The organism is Streptomyces sp. NBC_01260, from assembly GCF_036226405.1.
Classification (GTDB): domain Bacteria; phylum Actinomycetota; class Actinomycetes; order Streptomycetales; family Streptomycetaceae; genus Streptomyces; species Streptomyces laculatispora.
Genome location: NZ_CP108464.1, coordinates 8736726 through 8753918 on the forward strand (window position 1 = coordinate 8736726; position 17193 = coordinate 8753918).

Sequence of the window (17193 nt, forward strand, 5' to 3'; positions counted from 1 at the left end):
CGTTGCGACCCCGTTGCGTATCCGGGGCGGGCGGCTAACGCAGTTCCGCGTCGAGCGTCCTGGCGCGGGCCAGCAGAGCCGGCCGCTGCGCCGCGGGTGCGGCCGCGGCCAGCGCCCGCCACGCGGGGAGGTCGTCCTCACCCCATGGGCTGGACACCCAGTCCGCCAGCAGGCCCGTATCGCCGCGCGCGATCAGCGCGGCCCGCACCGAATCGTCGAGCCGGCGCCGCAGCCGAACGACCGACGGGGCCTGCGAAGCGGGCAGCAGGGGCCCCGTATAGGCACTCAGAGCCGCGGCCACCGCACCCGAGGCCAGCCGGCGCGCGACAGTGTCGAAGTCCGCATCGACGGGGGAGGCGAGACGGTAGGGGCGGGAGAGCAGCAGATCAGGGCCGAGCAGACGGCGCAGCCGGGAGAGTTCGGCCCGCAGCGTCACCGGGGTGACCGACTCGTCCTCGTACAGTTCGACGAGGAGTTCCTCGCCCCCGATGCCCTCGGGGCGCCGGGCCAGCGCGACCAGGATCTCGCTGTGCCGCCGGCTGAGGCGGAGCGCCCGGCCCTCCACGATCAACAGCGCCTCGTCCCTGCCGAGCGCGCTCAGCCGTACGGTCCCGGCGGCCGGGGACGGTGCGAGCAGGGCCAGTTGGGATTCGGCGGCGCGGGCGACGGCCTGTACGAATGCCAGGCTGTGCGGATGCGCGAGCCCGTTCCCTCCGGTGATGTCGACCGCGCCCAGCACCCGTCCGGTGTGCGGGTCGTGCAGTGGCGCGGCCGCGCACGTCCACTGCTGCACCGGACGCAGGAAGTGCTCGGCCGCGAACACCTGGACCGGGCGGTCCACCGCGATGGCCGTGCCCGGCGCGTTGGTCCCGGCGACGGACTCCGCCCAGCGGGCTCCCTCCACGAAGTTCATCCGCCCGGCACGCCGTCTGGCCAACGGATGTCCCTCGACCCACAGCAGCCGACCGTGCGCGTCGCACACCGCCAGGAGGTGTTCCCCGTCCGTCGCGTAGGCGCTCATCAGCTCCCGGATCACCGGCATGGCACGGGCGAGGGGATGGGACTCCCGGTACGGTCCGACATCGTCGGCGTCCAGATCGACCAGGGCCGCGCCGTCCGGGCAGACCCGGGCCCGCGCCGAGCGCCGCCAGGATTCGCCGACCACCGGGCGGACCGGCCGCTCCAGGCGGCCGGCCGCGGTGAACACCTCGTGCGCGTGCCGCAGCTCGCCGAGCCGTTCACCGGGGTCGGCATCGGCTGCCAGGGCCAGCCAGGGGTCCGTCAACTCACCCTCCCGTCCAGGGGCGCCGTACACCCCCATCGTCGTCGCAGCCGACGCCTGCGACAACCGTGGTGCGGAGAGTATTCGCAAGGGCCGGACCCGGCCGCCGGTCAGCCCGTGCCGAGCAGGTTGACGAGGCGGATGTACCGGACCCAGTCCCAGTTCGGACCCGGATCGGTGTGGTCGGTCCCCGGGACCTGCGCGTGGCCGAGAATGTGCGCGCGGTCCTTGGGAATGCCGTAACGGTCGCAGACCGAGGCGGTCAGCAGCGCCGACTTCTCGTACATGGCATCGGTGAAGTACGAGGGCTGGTCCACATAGCCCTCGTGCTCGATGCCGATGCTGCGGGTGTTGTAGTCCCAGTTACCCGCGTGCCAGGCGATGTTCTGCTCCCTGACGCACTGGTCGATGTATCCGTCCACCGAGCGGACCACGTAGTGCGCGGAGACCTGCTTCGCCGGATTCCGGAAGATCGCGACCGCGTCCGAGAACGTCTCCTGGGTGACGTGGATGATCACATACTGCACGGGATACGCCGAAGGGCGCGTAGAGACCGTGTAGTTGGACGCCGATGCCGGCACCCAGTGGGCCGACGGATAGTCCGTGTCGCCGGCAGCCGCCGCGGCGGCCCGTGCCGAGGCGGGGAGCAGTGCGGCCGCGGCCGTGGCCGCGGCACCCTGAAGGATCCTTCTCCGGTGCATGTGTACTCCAGCTGTGGTGGGGGGAGGGGCGGGCCGGTCCGGACGGATCCAGGGGAACGGCTCAGGCGTCTGCGGAGGCAGGCCCCGTGGGGAGGGGGCCGCCAACCGATTCCCCCGACATCCGGTGACTCCCTCTTGTCCGATGACCGGAATGCGTTGTCCGATGTACGGCCGAGCGGCTCGCGGCCCCTACCGTACGGGCGTCACGCGGGCGGCGGAAGACGGCAGGAGGCCGAAATCGCTCTCGTGCAGGAGCTGTTCGGACACGCTACGGAGACCGGGGAGCCGGGACGGTGGTGGTTGTCCGGCTTCCCGGTCTCCGGTCGGGGACGGCGGCCCCGGCACTCAGAGGAACGCGAAGGCGCTCATAGGCATGCAGGACAGTCGGCGGATCAGCGGATCAGCGGATCAGCGGGAATGTCAACGGGTCAGCGGGCGCGGCAGCTTCAGCAGCGTCACCGATGTCTCGATCCCGGAGTCGACCAGCCGGCCGTCGGCGTCGAACGCCTCAGCACCGTCGGTCATCCCGAAGTCGTTGTCGTTGATGAGGGCGAGACTGTCCCGGCCCGTCACCGCCACCCCCTCGATCTTGCCGGGCACACCGGCGACCCTGCCCAGGTCGACGACCAGGCTCTTGCGCAGTACGGGGACGCCCGACGCCGCCGGGTCGGTGAGCTGCTCGTACGACGGCGAGGCGGCCGGGCTGTCCCAGACGGTGCCGAGAATGCCGGCGCCGCGGGGGAGCGTCACCCGGTGCAGCCGGGCCGTCCGGTCGGTGCGTTCCTCGACCAGGAGTTCGTTCCGCCCGATCGCCACGACCGAGGAGACCTTCAGCTCTGACGTGTCGTCCTCGCCCGGATCCACGACACCGACCGCGTCGAAGCGATAGGCGTACTCCGCCGTGACCGCGTGCTTCCTCGTCGAGAAGCGCAGCAGCCGTACGTTGCGCGAGGCCTCGCCCGCGTCCTGGTCGGGCAGCGAGAGGGGGCTCTGCACGGCGAGCACCAGGTCGCCGCCCGGCAGGAGGGCAAGGCCCTCGAAGCCGCGGTTGGTCTTGCGGTGCAGCAGCACCCGCGGCAGCGCCTCCACCACGGGATAGTCCGCGCCCTTGAGTCCCAGGCCCTCGGGAACGTACCGGGCCAGCACCCGGCCCCGGTCGGAGACGTGCACCAGCGACGGACCGTACTCGTCGACCAGCCAGAACGAGCCGTCCGCCGCACGGACGATGCCCTCGGTGTCCAGACCGTTCGCGTTGTACGCGAGCGGTGTCCCCGCGTCGTAGGAGTACGGGGCCTCGTCGCGGCCGCGCTGGTTCGGCAGACCGGTGACGGGGGCGCCCGAACGGGTGGTGAGCGGGATGGACCGGAGCACCTTGAGGCGCTTGCCGCTCACCCGCACCTTGACGATCGCCGGGTCGAATCCGGCAACCGGGAATGTTCGGCGCTTCGACCCGTCGACCTTGATCTGGCCGTTGGGGCCACGGTCGGTGACTGTCCAGAAATCGCCCTTCCGGCCGGCGGGGTAGATATCGCTGCCGATCCCGCCGAGCATGACCCCCCGGTCGTCCGCGACCGTACCGGGCAGCAGCCCGTTGCTGAACCCTGCCAGCGGGATGTCACCGAGTACAGCACTCCCGGTGACGCGGGCGGTGTGCTCGGGGCGCTCGTGCCGGTCCTGCGCGCCGGACGCGGTTCCTGCCACACACACCGTGCCGAGCAGGGCGAGGGGCAGCCCGACGGCAAGGGATCGACGGACAACACGCTTGGGCATGGGGCCTCCTGAGGAGCAGGGAAACAATGGAGCCTGACGGGCGTCAGGCTCCGCCCCGCTCCTCAACGCCCGGTGACATCGAGCTGAACTACCGGGCGGAACGCGATGGCGGGCGGGGCGCGGCCCCCGCCCGCCGATGAGCTGCCGTCAGGCCTCGGCCTGGCCCGCGCCGGCCAGGGCCGCCGCCGGATCGTCGTCGCAGGGGCCGGCCGGGATCCACCGCCCGCTCTCCTTGCGGTACGGATACCAGCGCCCGTCCCGTCCGTAGCGCAGCTGGACCGCGTCGTCCACCGACGTCCAGCGGTTGTGCTCGGCCCGCAGCCGGGGCGCCTCGTCCTCCTCCCAGGCGACGGCGAGCTGCGACCTGGCATGGGCCAGCGATGCCGCATCCGGTGTCCACTGCTCGTCGAGCACGGAGAGCGCCGCGGTGCCGCCGTACTGCCAGGCGCGGACCGCGACCCGCAGAGCGGCCGGTCCGCGCCCCGACCCGGTCGCCAGCCGGGTCGCGATCCATGGCTCGGGACGTGCGTCCGCGGCCAGCCGCACCGCGTCCTGTTCCGGTGTCAGCCCGACTGGTACCGGCCGCAGTTCGTGGCCCGGGGCCAGCGCGTCCGCGAGCATCCGGTGAGCACGCGCCGCGCTGTCCGTCGCCAGCATCTCCAGCGCCGTCGGGTCCACACCGGGCTCCGGGTCGGTCTCCGTGTCCAGCGAGGGGGACACACCGGCCTCGGCGGGAAGCACCGGGGGAGGGGGCAGCGGGGGGAGGGCGCCGCCCGCCACGTGGGCCTGCGCTGCCGGGACCCCGCGCACACTCCGGCCCCCGGACCCCGCGGAGGAGGCTTCGGCGGGCCCGGACGCTTCGTGCCCCGCGGCGCGGGCGGTGATTCGCACCTGGAGTTCGTCGAGCAGCCGGCGCTCGCCGCGTCCCCGCATCAGCAGCAGGATGAACGGGTCCTGGTCCAGCAGCCGCGCCACCTGATAGCAGAGGGCGGCGGTGTGCGGACAGTGGTCCCAGGCCTCGCAGGTGCACTCCGGATCGAGGTCACCGATGGCCGGCAGCAGCTCCACGCCTGCCGCGGCTGCGTCCTCGACCAGATGCGGCGGCATGTCGCGGTCGAGCAGTGCCGCGATGTGCCCGGCCCGGTCGGCCGCCATGTCCAGGAACCGGTCCCACTCCTCCTCGCTCAGCTCCTGGAGCAGCACGTCGCTGCGGTACGCGCCCGCATCCCGGTCCTGGACCACGGCGGTGAGCCGGCCCGGCCGTACGGACACGACACCGACCCGGCCCTCACGGGCGAGCCGGCGCCCCTTCTTGAGCTGCTGGCCGTCCAGCGCGGTGTCCTCCAGCGCCTTCAGCCATGCCCGTCCCCACCAGGACTCCGCGAAGCCGCGGCCGCTCGGAGGCGGCAGTGCGGCGAAGGTGCGTTCCTGCTCGGGCGCCGAGGGCTCCGTGTCGTCCTGCTCGTCGCCGTCGTACCCGTCGGGCTCGTATGTGTCGCGCTCGTATCCGTCGCTCATCGTGTGCCCCCTCGCAGCTCCACCAGGTCGGCCAGTTCCGCATCGCTGAGCTCGGTCAGGGCGCTCTCGCCGGAACCGAGGACCGCGTCCGCGAGCCCCTGTTTGCGGGCCAGCATGTCGGCGATCCGGTCCTCGATGGTGCCCTCGGCGATCAGCCGGTGCACCTGCACCGGCTGGGTCTGCCCGATGCGGTACGCGCGGTCGGTCGCCTGGGCCTCGACCGCCGGGTTCCACCAGCGGTCGAAGTGCACCACATGGCCCGCCCTGGTGAGGTTGAGCCCGGTCCCGGCCGCCTTGAGCGACAGCAGGAAGACCGGAGCCTCGCCCGCCTGGAAACGGTTCACCATCGACTCCCGCGCGGCGACCGCAGTGCCGCCGTGCAGGAACTGAGTGCGGACCCCGCGCGCCGCCAGATGCCGTTCCAGGAGCCGAGCCATCTGCACGTACTGGGTGAACACCAGGACGGCCGAGCCCTCCGCGAGAATGGTGTCCAGCAGCTCGTCGAGCAGCTCCACCTTTCCCGAACGGCCGGCGATCTGCGGCTCGTCCTCCTTGAGGTACTGCGCCGGATGGTTGCAGATCTGTTTGAGCGCGGTCAGCAGCTTCACCACCAGGCCCCGACGGGCGATGCCGTCGGCGGCGGAGATCGCCGCCAGGGTCTCCCGTACCACCGCCTCGTACAGGCCCGTCTGCTCGGCCGTCAGGGAGACCGCGCGGTCCGTCTCGGTCTTCGGCGGCAGCTCCGGAGCGATGCCAGGATCGGACTTGCGCCGGCGCAGCAGGAACGGACGCACCAGCGCGCCGAGCCGCTCGGCCGCCGCGGGGTCGCTGCCGCCCTCCACCGCTCGCGCGTACCGGGTGCGGAAGGTGCCGAGCCGGCCGAGCAGGCCCGGGGTCGTCCAGTCGAGGATCGCCCACAGTTCGGAGAGGTTGTTCTCCACGGGGGTGCCGGTGAGGGCCACCCGGGCCTGTGCGCCGATCGTGCGCAGCTGTTTCGCCGTTGCCGAGTACGGGTTCTTCACGTGCTGCGCCTCATCGGCGACGACCATGCCCCACCGGGTGGCCGCGAGCTTCGCGGTGTCCAGCCGCATCGTCCCGTACGTGGTGAGGACGAACTCGCCGTCCGCCAGGTCCTCCAGGCTTCGTGAGCCGCCGTGGAAGCGGCGCACCGCGGTGCCCGGCGCGAACTTCTCGATCTCCCGCTGCCAGTTGCCCATCAGGGAGGTCGGGCAGACCACCAGGGTGGGGCCCGCGGCCGATTCGATGGTCTGCCGGTGCAGATGCAGCGCGATCAGGGTGATGGTCTTGCCGAGCCCCATGTCGTCGGCGAGACAGCCGCCGAGTCCGAGCGAGGTCATCGTGTGCAGCCAGTTCAGGCCACGGAGCTGGTAGTCGCGCAACGTCGCGGTGAGCGCCGCCGGCTGACCGAGCGCCGGCTGCTCGCCTTGCGCCTGCCGGGACTCCGGATCGGCGACCCGCTGCCGCAGGGCCTCCAGCCAGCCGGTCGCCCGGACCTCGACCCGGCGGCCGTCGGCCTCGGTGGAGCCGGTCAGCACCGCTCCGAGCGCGTCGATCGGAGTGACCTTGCGGTCCTGGGTCTTCTGGGCGCGACGCGCTTCGTCGGGATCGATCAGCACCCACTGGTCGCGCAGCCGCACCAGCGGCCGGCCCGCCTCGGCCAGCCGGTCGAGCTCGGCGCGGCTGAGCTGCTGGTCACCGAGCGCGAACCGCCAGTCGAACGCGAGCAGGGAGTCCGCGGACAGGAGCGGTGAGGTGTCCGACGCGGTACGCAGGGGCCCTCGGTAATCGGCCGGCCCGCCCCCGCCGTCCTCGTCGTCGGGCGGGCCGATCACCGCGCACGCCGTGAGCTTGCGGGCCAGCTCCCTGGGCCAGTGCACCTGCACGCCCGTGGCGGCCAGGGCCCGCGCGGCGGGGCCGAGCAGTTCGGCGATCTCCTCGTCGGCCGGTTCCAGGGCGTCCGGCACGGCCGCCGACAGCAGGGGGATCAGGGGCGGCCAGGCGCGGGCGGCCCGGCGCAGCAGCAGCAGGGCGTCCATCCGGGCCTTCGGCCCGAGGGCGGCGGCGGCCGGTCCGTTGCCCGTCCAGACCTTGGCGGCATCCGTGACCAGGGTGGGGTCGCTGACGCTGTGGATCTGCGGGACCACACGGAAGGAGGGTCCGGACAGCTGTCCCTCGGACGCCTCGTAGGTCCGGTCGAGTCCGGACACCTCCACGCGCAGCGAGAGCCGTACGCCCGCGTCGTGCCCGGCCGCGACATCGGCGACCCAGGCCCGCTGATCCGGCAGCCGCTGCGGAGCGTCCGCGGCGAACGCCGGGCCGCCGGTGGCGAGGGCCGCCGCGGGTGTGCGCGGCAGGCCGTCGGCGACCGCGTCGAGGAACGCCCTTACCAGCCACTCCGGTTCGGGCAGCAGCAGGAGTTCCGCCGTGGCATCGAGCGGTACCGCATGGGCACTTGGCGGCATGGAAGCGGCTAGGCCGCGGATCCGGTCCTGATCGTCCGCGGTGAGCGGTCCGGCCCGCCACACGTCGTGATCCGTGGCGCTCAGCCCCGGCAACAACAGCCCACGCGCGGTGAGCTGAAGGGCCAGCAGCCCCGCCGCACCCCAGAAGGAGGCCGTCGGCGAGGCGTGTGCCGAGGCCCGTGCGCGGGTCAGTACCGGCAGGGCGTCCCGCACGGGGAGCAGTCGCGCCGGCACTTCGTACGGCTGAGCGTCGGAGCCGGTCACGGTCAGGCCCTCGACGGTCCCGGGAGCATCGGGCGGACTGCTACCGTCTGGGCACCAGAAGGCGACGCGTCCGGTCCGGGAGGGATCCGCGGGCAGGAACACCACGGAACAGCCGGCGAGTGCGGAGATCTCGGAGAGCGTTGCTGCGTGGAGGCTGTGCACAGCGATGTCAGATTCCTCAAATTTGACTAGTGGGCTGAGGTCGCCGAGGGTACTCCATCGCATCCGGCGGCGGGGCTAGTCGCCACATGATTCAAATCACACCTGAGTCCGCTATGTCGGCCAGGTGTAGCCAGCCCCCCTCCGGAATGAGGGGGTTGGCACCAGGAAACCTCGGGTGGTGGCTCCATGGCTGCTATACATCTGCGACCCGTACGTTTCATCAGGTCAGCGCACCCATTCAAGACCGGAGACATCATGCCTCAGGCCGCAACCACCGTCGCGGAACGAACCCGTGACAGTGCCGGAAGTGCCGGAAGTACAGGAAGTGACTTCGCGCCACTGCTGCGGGCCGTCAAGGGGCAGGGACTCCTCGAACGCCGCACCGGTTGGTACGCGGCAGGCATCGCCGCCAATCTGATCGCCCTGGGCGCCGTGCTCACGGGAATGGTCCTCCTCGGCAACACGTGGTGGACCCTGCTCCTCGCTCTGCCCCTCGCCATCTTCTGGTCCCGCACCGCGTTCGTCGGGCACGACGCCGGACACGCCCAGATATCCGGTGACCGCCGGGCGAGCCGGGCCATCGGCCTGGTGCACGCCAATCTGCTCCTCGGCATGAACGAAGCGTGGTGGAACGACAAGCACGTACGTCACCACGCCAACCCCAACCATGTGGACAAGGACCCGGACGTCGGCGTCGGCGCCCTCGTCTGGACCCAGAAGCAGGCCGCACAGCGCGAGGGCTTCGCCCGCTGGCTCACCCGCAACCAGGCCCGGCTGTTCTTCCCGATGCTGCTCCTGGAAGGCATCGCCCTGAAGATCTCCGGCTTCCAGTACCTGCGTCAGCAGCCCGCCCGTGAGCGCGTCCTTTCCGCCCTGCTCCTGGTCGCCCACCTAGGCCTCTACGCCACACTGCTGCTCACCGTGATGTCGCCCGGAAAGGCCGTCGTCTTCGCGCTCGTGCACCACGCGCTCTTCGGCCTGCACCTGGGCATGGCCTTCGCCCCGAACCACAAGGGCATGGAGATGCCCGACCCCGACGGCGACCGCTGGGGCCACCTGCAGCGCCAGGTCCTCACCTCACGCAACGTACGGGGCGCCTTCCTCACCGACTGGTTCCTCGGCGGGCTCAACTACCAGATCGAGCACCACCTCTTCCCTAGCATGCCCCGCCCGCACCTGCGGCTGGCTCAGCCCCTGGTCAAGGCCCACTGCGAGGAGCTCGGCATGCCGTACGCGGAGACCGGACTCATCGAGTCCTACCGCCAGGCCCTCGACCACATGCACGAGGTCGGCGCGCCGCTCAGGTAACCGTTCCCGACGGGTTCGGGGCAGGCTGGAACCGATGGGTACGCACAGGCGTTCTCATAGCAGGAGCGGCCACTGGCCGCGAAGGAGGCGTGGACGATGTCGAACAGCGCAAAGATCGCCATCGGGGGAGTTGTCGTCGCAGTCGTCCTGATGCCGTTCATCGGGTTCTGGCTGTCACTGCTGGTGCTCATCGGAGTCCCCGCGATCGCCTACCTGGTACTCGATCCCAGCCAGCGGCGCAGGCTCCGCAGGATCACGCGTAAGGAGATCGGCCGCTGAGCGGGCCAACGGCCGAGCACGGCTCAAGGGCCGGCCAGGCCCTCGCCCAATCCGCGGCGGTTCGCACGTAGGCGTGACGGCGTTCGCCCTTGAACCCGACGACGGCCGGTGGGGCCCGGGATCCAGAGATCCCGCGCCCCACCGGCCGTGACCGTGCCGGGCGGGCGCCAAGGGGGCCGGGCGCCTCAGGAGGGCCGTACCGCCAGCGCGTCCAATGCCTTGAGCAGACCGGGCAGTTCCCTGCCGCGCCCGACCGGCAGTATCTCGCCCGGAACCTCGTCCAGCAGCAGGAAGGCGATGTCGTCGGTCCGGGCCACCATGGACCAGCCGGGGCCGTCGGCACGGATCGTCCGGGCGTCCCCGGAGGCGAAGGAGGAACGGACCCGGCCGGGCGGCGGCGGGGCGTCGACATAGGCATGGGCCTCGGCCAGGGCCCGCCGGACACCGGGATGCGTGCCGGAGGGGGCGCTGCGCTCCGCGGCACCCTCGCGCTGTGCGGCACTGCTGTCCTTCGCGGCGCCGGAACCGGCATCCGCATCCGCCCCGCCTACGCCGGAACCGGCATCCGTCCCGGTCCCCCCGTTCGGCCCCGAGGTATCACCGTCCGCAGCGGCCCCGTCCGCGCCTCCGTCGCCCGGCCGCGACGCGAACGCGGTCTTGTCGTCGATCTGTTCGCGCCAGACCGCCCACTGCAATGCGATCGCGTCCGCGCCGAGGCGACGCTGGGCCGGGCCCCACACATCGGTGTCCGGCGGAGCCAGCGGCGGCGTATCCTCGCCGTCCGCCTCCGGATCCGGGGCCGGGTCGTGCGGGGCGGCCACACCCGGCGCGGCGACCGCCACGGCGAGCGGCCAGCCGGGGAGCGCGCAGACCACCGTGCGGTCGTCGGGCGACAGGTCGTACTCCATGCCGCAGTCCCACGACGCTATCGCCACGGCCACCAGGGAGACGTCATCGACGACGACGGTCCACCTGGCCCCGTCGCCGTCCTGGCCCATGACCAGGCCGTACCCCTCGGCGTAGGGTTCGAGGCCGAGCGCCGCGCACGCCGCCGGGTAGTCGTCGCCGAGAACGCTCGGGAACTGCGCGGGGGTCAGCAGGACCGCAGTCAGCACATACAGTGCGTCGTCGTCGGCGACTGTGTTGTCCGTCCCGGTCACTGCACCCTCCTCATCCGTCATGGTTTTCCGTCGGCGCACCTTAACCAGTGGGTAACCCACTCGTCGAGGCCCTGACAAGGCAGAACACCACGCTCCGGTGCGCCGTGGGACGGGGCTCCTACTCGTCGGCCAGGCCGAGCAGCGTACGGGCCACCGCTTCGGGTGATTCGTCGCGTTCACGGGCGAGCGCGATGACCGCCCGGCAGGCCAGCTCTCCGACGCCGAAGGAGAGCGCCTCCGGCGACACCCAGCCGCTCGCCTCGTCCATCCGGTCCTGGTCGTCCTCCACCGACGCCGCGACGAAGGTGGCCGCCGCATCGAACAGGTTGTGCTGACGACGCTCCGGGGCTCTGGTGGGAACGCCGGGCCGGCCGCCCTTGCGGCCGGGGTTCACGGCTCTGCGGAGTATGCCGAACATGTCGGTCATGGGGACCGCCTTTCCTGGATACGTATCTGCCGACAGGTGTCGTGCCCGCGCGAGGGGACGTACCGCGCGTGTATGCCGGCCCGTGCTCCGCGCGTACTCAGGGTCTGCCCGCAGACATAGGGTTGGACACTCGACCTGGACGAAGAGAGGGCGGTGCGGTGAAGCGCTACGACCGGCTGAAGGACATCCAACGCCTCGATCCGGAGCGGGACTTTCTGGAAATCTACCGGATCACGGCCACCTACGAATTTCCCTGGGACATCACCCGCGCTCTCGAACTCGCCCTGTACCGGACGTATGCCGTCCCGAGCATCGGCCGGCTCCTCGCCGGGACTGCGGAGCTGACGGACCGTTCGCAGAAGAGGTACGACGACACCGCGCTGCTCCTGGACGCCGTGGTCGAGCACGGTTTCGACAGCGACCCGGGGCGTGCGGCGATCCGCCGGATCAACGGGATGCACCGCAGCTACGACATCACCAACGACGACATGCGCTATGTGCTGTGCACCTTCGTCGTCACCCCGAAGCGGTGGCTCGACGCCTATGGATGGCGCCGGCTGTCCGGGCACGAGCTGCGGGCCTGCGCCGCCTACTACCGGACCCTGGGCGCCCACATGGGTATCAAGGACCTGCCGCACACGTACGAGGACTTCGAGCGCACCCTCGACGCGTACGAGAACGAGCACTTCGGCTGGGACGAGGGAGCGCGAGAGGTGTCGGACGCCACGCTGGCGCTGATGGCCTCCTGGTACCCGCGCCCCCTGGCACGGGTCGTGCGCGGTGCGAGCCTCGCACTCCTCGACGACTCGCTGCTGCGGGCCTTCCGTTACGGGCGTCCGGGCCCGGTGGCACGAGGCCTCACCCGGGGCGCCCTGCGCCTGAGGGCTCGCGCGGTGCGTCTGCTGCCGCCGCGCACCACCCCGCACTACGCCCGCCAGAATCCGGAGATCAAGGGCTACCCGGGTGGTTACGAGGTGTCCGCACTCGGCACCCACCCCACGCCCGGCATGGGCGGCTGCCCGGTCCGCCACCTCACTCGCCCGGACGCCCCGGCCGAGTAGGGGACCGGGTCGGCACGGTGTGCGAGGCCGCTGTGTCCTGACCCGGACGACCGATCCGAGGGGTGTCAGCCCATCCGTCCGGCCAGGACGAGAAAGCGGTCCTTCTCGTCGATGTACGTATGCAGCCGCCAGCCCGAACGGGCCAGCAGCGGTCTGAGATTGGGCTCCGCCCGCAGATCGTCGTCGGTGAGCGTCCGGCCGTGCCGCGCGGCCAGTGCCGCCCTGCCGATGGGATGGAACAGCGCCAGCAGCCCGTCCGGCCGCACCACTCGCGCAAGCTCCGCCAGGTCCCGTTCCGGTTGCGGCAGATGCGCGATCAGCCCGGCCGCGAACACCGCGTCGAGCGCTCGCGTCCGCACCGGCAGCCGGGCGGCGTCGGCCTGGAGCAGCAGCCCGCTGCGGTCGCGGCCCGCGTGTGCCGCGGCCTCCAGCATGGCCGCGGTGAGGTCGGCGCCCAGCACCGTGCCCCGGGGGCCCACCGCGGCCCGCAAGGCGGGCAGCGCCCGTCCCGTACCGCATCCCGCGTCGAGCACGGCGTCGCCCGCGCGCAGACCGAGGGCAAGGACCGCCGCGGCGTAGGCCCGACCGTCGTCGGGAAAGCGGGCGTCCCAGTCCGCGGCGCGGGCGGTGAAGAAGTCCTGGACCTGCGTGTGGTCATCGGCCATACGGACATGATCGCGCAATGACCGCTCGAACGAAACGACATGAATCGGGGTGCATGTTCGACCACGGTGTGATCGTTCGGGAACGCCTCTCTGTCATATTCCGGCAGCTTTCGAATGGGCCCGGGGCACGCGCCCTCACCGCGACTAGCGTCCCCGAGTCATGGGACACCTGGACCACGCCACCTTCGGCTGGCTGACACCTCTGCTGTCGTACGCGATGGCCTGCATCGGCTCCGCACTCGGACTCAGCTGCACCGTGCGCGCGCTGGAGACGACCGGGCGCTCGCGCCGCAACTGGCTGATCACGGCCGCCTCAGCCATCGGGTCGGGCATCTGGACCATGCACTTCGTGGCGATGCTCGGCTTCGGCGTGTACGGGACGGACATCCGGTACGACGCGCCGCTGACCTTCCTCAGCCTGCTCGGCGCCATGGTGGTGGTCGGCGGTGGCGTCCTCGCCGTCGGCTACAGCCGCGACCGGACCAGGGCGCTGCTGCTCGGCGGCTTCGCCACCGGGCTCGGCGTCGCCAGCATGCACTACCTGGGGATGACGGCACTGCGGCTGCACGGCACCATCCACTACGACCCGCTGCGGGTCGTCCTCTCCGTAGTCATCGCGGTGATCGCCGCGACAGCGGCTCTGTGGGCGGCGCTCAACATCAAGTCACCGCGTGCGGTGGCCCTCGCCTCCCTCGTCATGGGCGCGGCGGTCAGCAGCATGCACTACACCGGAATGCTCGCCGTGACGGTGCGGGTGGCGCCCTCGGGAAGCGAGCTCCACGGGGCCACGGCCATGCAGTTCATCTTCCCGCTCGCCGTCGGTCTCGGCTCCTACCTCTTTCTGACCTCGGCATTCGTGGCCCTCTCGCCGACGGCCCGTGAACGCGCCGCCTACGTGTCCGCCGAGCGCACGGGGACGTCCGCCGGCACACAACCCGCATCCGCGGCCGGACCCGCCCGGCGAGGCCCGGACATCCGCGCACGGCGCGCGGTCCGCACCCCCGACGACTCACCCGCAAGCACCCCCTGACGCACGGTCCGGCCCGCCCGACAGCGCCGAACCCAGCTCATACCCGGAACGAGGAGGCCATGCGCCCACCCCGCACGACCCCGGACACCGGTGCCGCCGACCCCCCGCCCGGCACCCCGCCGGTGCCCGCCCGAGGGCGGCGCGCGCACGCCGGACCACCGGCCGACGAGAGTGCCGAGCACAGCGGACCAGGGCCGGCCGACTCCTTGTCCGTGCCACGCGGACGCCGGTCGCTGCGCCCCAGGACAGTCCGCGCGAAGATCATCTCGCTGCTCACGGTGCCGGTTGTCTCACTCCTCGCGCTGTGGGGTTTCGCCACGGTGTCCACGGCCCAGGACATCGCGAGACTGCGCCAGTTGCAGCGGGTCGACGAGGAGATCAGGGCGCCTGTGGCGGCCGCGGTCGCCGCTCTGCAGGACGAACGGGCAGCGGCCATGCTCCGGGCGACGGACCCCAGCAGCACGCACACCGCCGTACTGGAGAAGCGGGCCCGGCGCACCGGCACGGCACTCGCAGCCCTGCGGCTCGACGACGGCCACACCATCGCCGACACGGGCAGCCTCCGTGGCGGCGTCGCCGGCCGCCTCGACCGCTTCCTGGACCTTGCCAAGGAGCTTCGTCCCGGCGCAGGCGCAGCCGGCGGGCGCGGCACCGGAGGCGACGAGGGAGCCGTGTACGACCGGTACACAGAGACCGTCACCGCCGCCTTCGCCGTCTCCGGCGCCCTCACCGGCATACAGGACGACGCCCTGGGATCCGATGCCCGAGTCCTGCTCGAACTCGCCCGCGCCGACGAGATGCTGGCCCGCGAGGACGCACTGCTGACCGCGGCCGGGCGCTCCGGCACCCTGAAGGACCGGCCGCTGCGGCTGTTCACCGGGGCGGTGGCCACCCGGCGCAGCCTCACCGAGACGGCGGGCGCCGATCTCCCCGCCACCGAACGCACCGCATGGAAGGGGTTCACCGCCCGCCCCGCCTACCGTACGATCCAGGCGGCCGAGGACAAGGTGCTCGCCGCCGCACCCGGCCGGGAGGCGGCCCGTGCCGTGCCCGCCGGCGACTGGCAGCAGGCCTCAGCCGATGTACGGAGCGAACTGCGCCGCATCGGCACCGGAGCCGGAGAACGAGCCGCAGACCGCGCCGACCCGCTCGCCCACGGGCTGCTCAGCCCGTCCGGGGCTGCCGTGGTCTTCGGCTGCGTCGCTGTCGCCGCCTCCCTCGTGATCTCGGTACGCATCGGTCGCGGGCTCGTCGTGGAACTGGTCAGCCTCCGCAACAGCGCCCTGGAGATCGCCCGTCGCAAACTGCCCCTGGCGATGCAGCGGCTGCGTGCCGGCGAGGAGCTCGACATCGGGGCCGAGGCCCCGCCGCGGGCCGCGTCGCACGATGAGATCGGGCAGGTCGGCGAGGCTCTCGGCACCGTCCACCGGGCGGCCCTGGGCGCCGCTGTCGAGCGGGCCGAACTCGCGGACGGGATCTCCGGTGTCTTCGTCAACCTCGCCCGCCGCAGCCAGGTGCTGGTCCACCGTCAGCTCAACCTCCTGGACAGCATGGAGCGCCGGGCCGACGACCCCGACGAGCTGAGTGACCTCTTCCGCCTCGACCACCTCACCACCCGGATGCGCCGGCACGCCGAGAGCCTGATCATCCTGTCCGGCGCCGCCCCTGGACGGGCGTGGCGCATGCCCGTGTCCCTGACCGACGTCGTGCGGGCCGCCGTCTCCGAGATCGAGGACTACGCCAGGGTGGATGTCCGGCGGCTGCCCGACGGAGCGGTGAGGGGTACGGCCGTCGCCGACCTCACCCATCTGCTCGCCGAACTGGTCGAGAACGCCGCACAGTTCTCACCGCCGCACACCAAGGTGCACATCACCGGCGAACCCGTCGGCAACGGCTATGCGCTGGAGATCGAGGACCGCGGTCTCGGTATGGGCCCCGAACTCCTCGGCGCGGCCAACCGGCGCATCGAGCAGTCCGAGGCGCTCGACCTCTTCGACGGCGACCGGCTCGGCCTGTTCGTCGTCAGCCGGCTCGCCGTGCGCCACCGGATCAAGGTCCGGCTGCGCACCTCGCCGTACGGCGGCACCACGGCGGTTGTCCTGCTGCCGACGGCACTGCTGCAGAGCGCGCTGCCGTCTGCCGGGGAGCAGGCGGCACCGCAGAAGACCCCGGCCGGGAGCCGGGAGGAGCATGAGGAGACTCCCTTCCGCTGCTCCCCGGGCCCCCGGCCGGAACAGGCCCGGACCGCAGCCTTTCCGGCGCCCGTCGCGGTTCCCGCGCTGGAGTCCCTATCGGGCCCGGAAGCCCGGGTGACCGCCTTGCGCCGACGGCCCGACCGGGTGGACAACGCGGGCGATGCCCTGCCTGTGGACGGGCAACGTAGCGAGGACGACGCCCTGCCCCGCCGGGTGCGCCAGGCCAGCCTCGTACCGCAACTGCGCGAGGAACCAAGGCCCGAACCACCCCTGCCGGGCGGCGGGGCCGAGGACATATCCGCCGGGCGCACGCCCGAACAGGCCCGGGACCGGATGACCGCCTACCGGACCGGCTGGGTACGCGGCAACACCTCCGGCCCGGACGCACCAGGGCTGCGACCGAGCATCACCGAACCCCGCCCGCCCACCGAAGGAGACCCTGCATGATCGCGAACGAGAGGACCGGGCTGCGCGGCCGTTCCGGCGAACTGGACTGGCTGCTGGACGATCTGGTGGCGCGAGCCGGCGAGGTACGGCACGCCGTCGTGCTGTCCGGCGACGGGCTCGCGGTGGGCGCGTCCAGCGGGCTCAGCCGCGAGGACGCCGAACACCTGGCCGCGGTCGCCTCCGGATTCCACAGTCTCGCCAAGGGTGCCGGACGCCACTTCCGGGCCGGAGACGTACGCCGGACGATGGTCGAGATGGACGAGGGGTTCCTGTTCGTCGCCGCGGCGGGGGAGGGGTCCTGCCTCGCCGTGTTCAGTACGGCGTTCGCCGACATCGGCCTGGTCGCCTACGAGATGGCCCGGCTCGTCAGCCGGGTGGGCGAGCACCTGCGTACTCCGGCGCGGTTCGCCGGAGCCCCGTCGGCAGCCGGCTGAAGGGGGC

14 protein-coding genes are annotated in these 17193 nt (G+C 72.1%); 6 read left to right on the plus strand and 8 right to left on the minus strand.

Going from position 1 to position 17193, the window contains the following annotated elements:
• Positions 1 to 34 precede the first annotated feature (34 nt).
• The 5 genes from OG322_RS38935 to OG322_RS38955 form a co-directional block, all read right to left on the minus strand.
• Positions 35 to 1285 carry a GAF domain-containing protein gene (locus OG322_RS38935; RefSeq protein ID WP_260147069.1) on the minus strand — a complete coding sequence of 417 codons (1251 nt, stop codon included), beginning with the start codon at positions 1283 to 1285 and terminating at the stop codon, positions 35 to 37.
• Positions 1286 to 1392: 107 nt separating this feature from the next.
• Positions 1393 to 1983, minus strand: a complete 591-nt coding sequence (locus OG322_RS38940) for an N-acetylmuramoyl-L-alanine amidase (protein WP_123465640.1) — start codon at positions 1981 to 1983, stop codon at positions 1393 to 1395.
• A gap of 420 nt (positions 1984 to 2403) precedes the next feature.
• Positions 2404 to 3753: an esterase-like activity of phytase family protein gene (locus OG322_RS38945; protein WP_124285980.1), complete on the minus strand. Its 1350-nt coding sequence runs from the start codon at positions 3751 to 3753 to the stop codon at positions 2404 to 2406.
• 147 nt (positions 3754 to 3900) lie between these two features.
• The gene (locus OG322_RS38950) at positions 3901 to 5271 is read right to left on the minus strand and encodes an SWF or SNF family helicase (RefSeq protein WP_124285981.1); all 1371 of its coding nucleotides are present in this window, start codon (positions 5269 to 5271) and stop codon (positions 3901 to 3903) included.
• Positions 5268 to 8180 (minus strand): DEAD/DEAH box helicase, encoded by a 2913-nt coding sequence (locus OG322_RS38955; RefSeq protein ID WP_329307629.1) that lies wholly within the window; start codon positions 8178 to 8180, stop codon positions 5268 to 5270. Before OG322_RS38955 ends, OG322_RS38950 begins: the two co-directional genes overlap by 4 nt.
• 255 nt (positions 8181 to 8435) lie before the next feature.
• Here OG322_RS38955 and OG322_RS38960 point away from each other — a divergent pair, with 255 nt between their 5' ends.
• Both OG322_RS38960 and OG322_RS38965 read left to right on the plus strand, forming a co-directional pair.
• Positions 8436 to 9488 carry a fatty acid desaturase family protein gene (locus tag OG322_RS38960; protein ID WP_123465648.1) on the plus strand — a complete coding sequence of 351 codons (1053 nt, stop codon included), beginning with the start codon at positions 8436 to 8438 and terminating at the stop codon, positions 9486 to 9488.
• 96 nt (positions 9489 to 9584) lie between these two features.
• Positions 9585 to 9767, plus strand: a complete 183-nt coding sequence (locus OG322_RS38965; protein ID WP_123465650.1) for a hypothetical protein — start codon at positions 9585 to 9587, stop codon at positions 9765 to 9767.
• Positions 9768 to 9952: 185 nt separating this feature from the next.
• On the opposite strand, the gene OG322_RS38970 is transcribed toward OG322_RS38965, so the two are convergent.
• Both OG322_RS38970 and OG322_RS38975 read right to left on the minus strand, forming a co-directional pair.
• Positions 9953 to 10948: a hypothetical protein gene (locus tag OG322_RS38970; protein WP_123465652.1), complete on the minus strand. Its 996-nt coding sequence runs from the start codon at positions 10946 to 10948 to the stop codon at positions 9953 to 9955.
• 97 nt (positions 10949 to 11045) lie between these two features.
• A complete protein-coding gene (locus OG322_RS38975; protein ID WP_372446705.1) occupies positions 11046 to 11345 on the minus strand; it encodes a hypothetical protein in 300 nt (99 codons plus the stop codon).
• A gap of 167 nt (positions 11346 to 11512) precedes the next feature.
• Between OG322_RS38975 and OG322_RS38980 the strand changes: the two genes are divergently transcribed.
• Positions 11513 to 12415: an oxygenase MpaB family protein gene (locus OG322_RS38980; protein WP_124285983.1), complete on the plus strand. Its 903-nt coding sequence runs from the start codon at positions 11513 to 11515 to the stop codon at positions 12413 to 12415.
• 65 nt (positions 12416 to 12480) lie between these two features.
• Here the strand turns inward: OG322_RS38980 and OG322_RS38985 are convergent, their stop codons facing one another.
• The gene (locus OG322_RS38985; RefSeq protein ID WP_123465658.1) at positions 12481 to 13080 is read right to left on the minus strand and encodes a class I SAM-dependent methyltransferase; all 600 of its coding nucleotides are present in this window, start codon (positions 13078 to 13080) and stop codon (positions 12481 to 12483) included.
• A gap of 160 nt (positions 13081 to 13240) precedes the next feature.
• On the opposite strand from OG322_RS38985, the gene OG322_RS38990 reads away from it, so the two are divergent.
• From OG322_RS38990 to OG322_RS39000, 3 genes are read left to right on the plus strand one after another with little or no spacing between them, the layout of a single operon-like run.
• Complete coding sequence (locus OG322_RS38990; RefSeq protein WP_123465660.1) at positions 13241 to 14110, plus strand: MHYT domain-containing protein; 870 nt, start codon at positions 13241 to 13243, stop codon at positions 14108 to 14110.
• A gap of 59 nt (positions 14111 to 14169) precedes the next feature.
• Positions 14170 to 16752, plus strand: a complete 2583-nt coding sequence (locus OG322_RS38995) for a sensor histidine kinase (protein ID WP_329307630.1) — start codon at positions 14170 to 14172, stop codon at positions 16750 to 16752.
• Positions 16749 to 17186 (plus strand): roadblock/LC7 domain-containing protein, encoded by a 438-nt coding sequence (locus OG322_RS39000; protein ID WP_329307631.1) that lies wholly within the window; start codon positions 16749 to 16751, stop codon positions 17184 to 17186. The genes OG322_RS38995 and OG322_RS39000 overlap by 4 nt, the downstream gene beginning before the upstream one ends.
• Positions 17187 to 17193: the final 7 nt, after the last annotated feature.

What these genes read in the sequence shown, in the direction of transcription:
- OG322_RS39000 (WP_329307631.1), top strand. Translation starts at nt 16,749, where the DNA reads ATGATCGCGAACGAGAGGACCGGGCTGCGCGGCCGTTCCGGCGAACTG.
- OG322_RS38940 (WP_123465640.1), bottom strand. Translation starts at nt 1,983, where the DNA reads ATGCACCGGAGAAGGATCCTTCAGGGTGCCGCGGCCACGGCCGCGGCC.
- OG322_RS38965 (WP_123465650.1), top strand. Translation starts at nt 9,585, where the DNA reads ATGTCGAACAGCGCAAAGATCGCCATCGGGGGAGTTGTCGTCGCAGTC.
- OG322_RS38960 (WP_123465648.1), top strand. Translation starts at nt 8,436, where the DNA reads ATGCCTCAGGCCGCAACCACCGTCGCGGAACGAACCCGTGACAGTGCC.
- OG322_RS38985 (WP_123465658.1), bottom strand. Translation starts at nt 13,080, where the DNA reads ATGGCCGATGACCACACGCAGGTCCAGGACTTCTTCACCGCCCGCGCC.
- OG322_RS38970 (WP_123465652.1), bottom strand. Translation starts at nt 10,948, where the DNA reads ATGACGGATGAGGAGGGTGCAGTGACCGGGACGGACAACACAGTCGCC.
- OG322_RS38950 (WP_124285981.1), bottom strand. Translation starts at nt 5,271, where the DNA reads ATGAGCGACGGATACGAGCGCGACACATACGAGCCCGACGGGTACGAC.
- OG322_RS38990 (WP_123465660.1), top strand. Translation starts at nt 13,241, where the DNA reads ATGGGACACCTGGACCACGCCACCTTCGGCTGGCTGACACCTCTGCTG.
- OG322_RS38945 (WP_124285980.1), bottom strand. Translation starts at nt 3,753, where the DNA reads ATGCCCAAGCGTGTTGTCCGTCGATCCCTTGCCGTCGGGCTGCCCCTC.
- OG322_RS38975 (WP_372446705.1), bottom strand. Translation starts at nt 11,345, where the DNA reads ATGTTCGGCATACTCCGCAGAGCCGTGAACCCCGGCCGCAAGGGCGGC.
- OG322_RS38995 (WP_329307630.1), top strand. Translation starts at nt 14,170, where the DNA reads ATGCGCCCACCCCGCACGACCCCGGACACCGGTGCCGCCGACCCCCCG.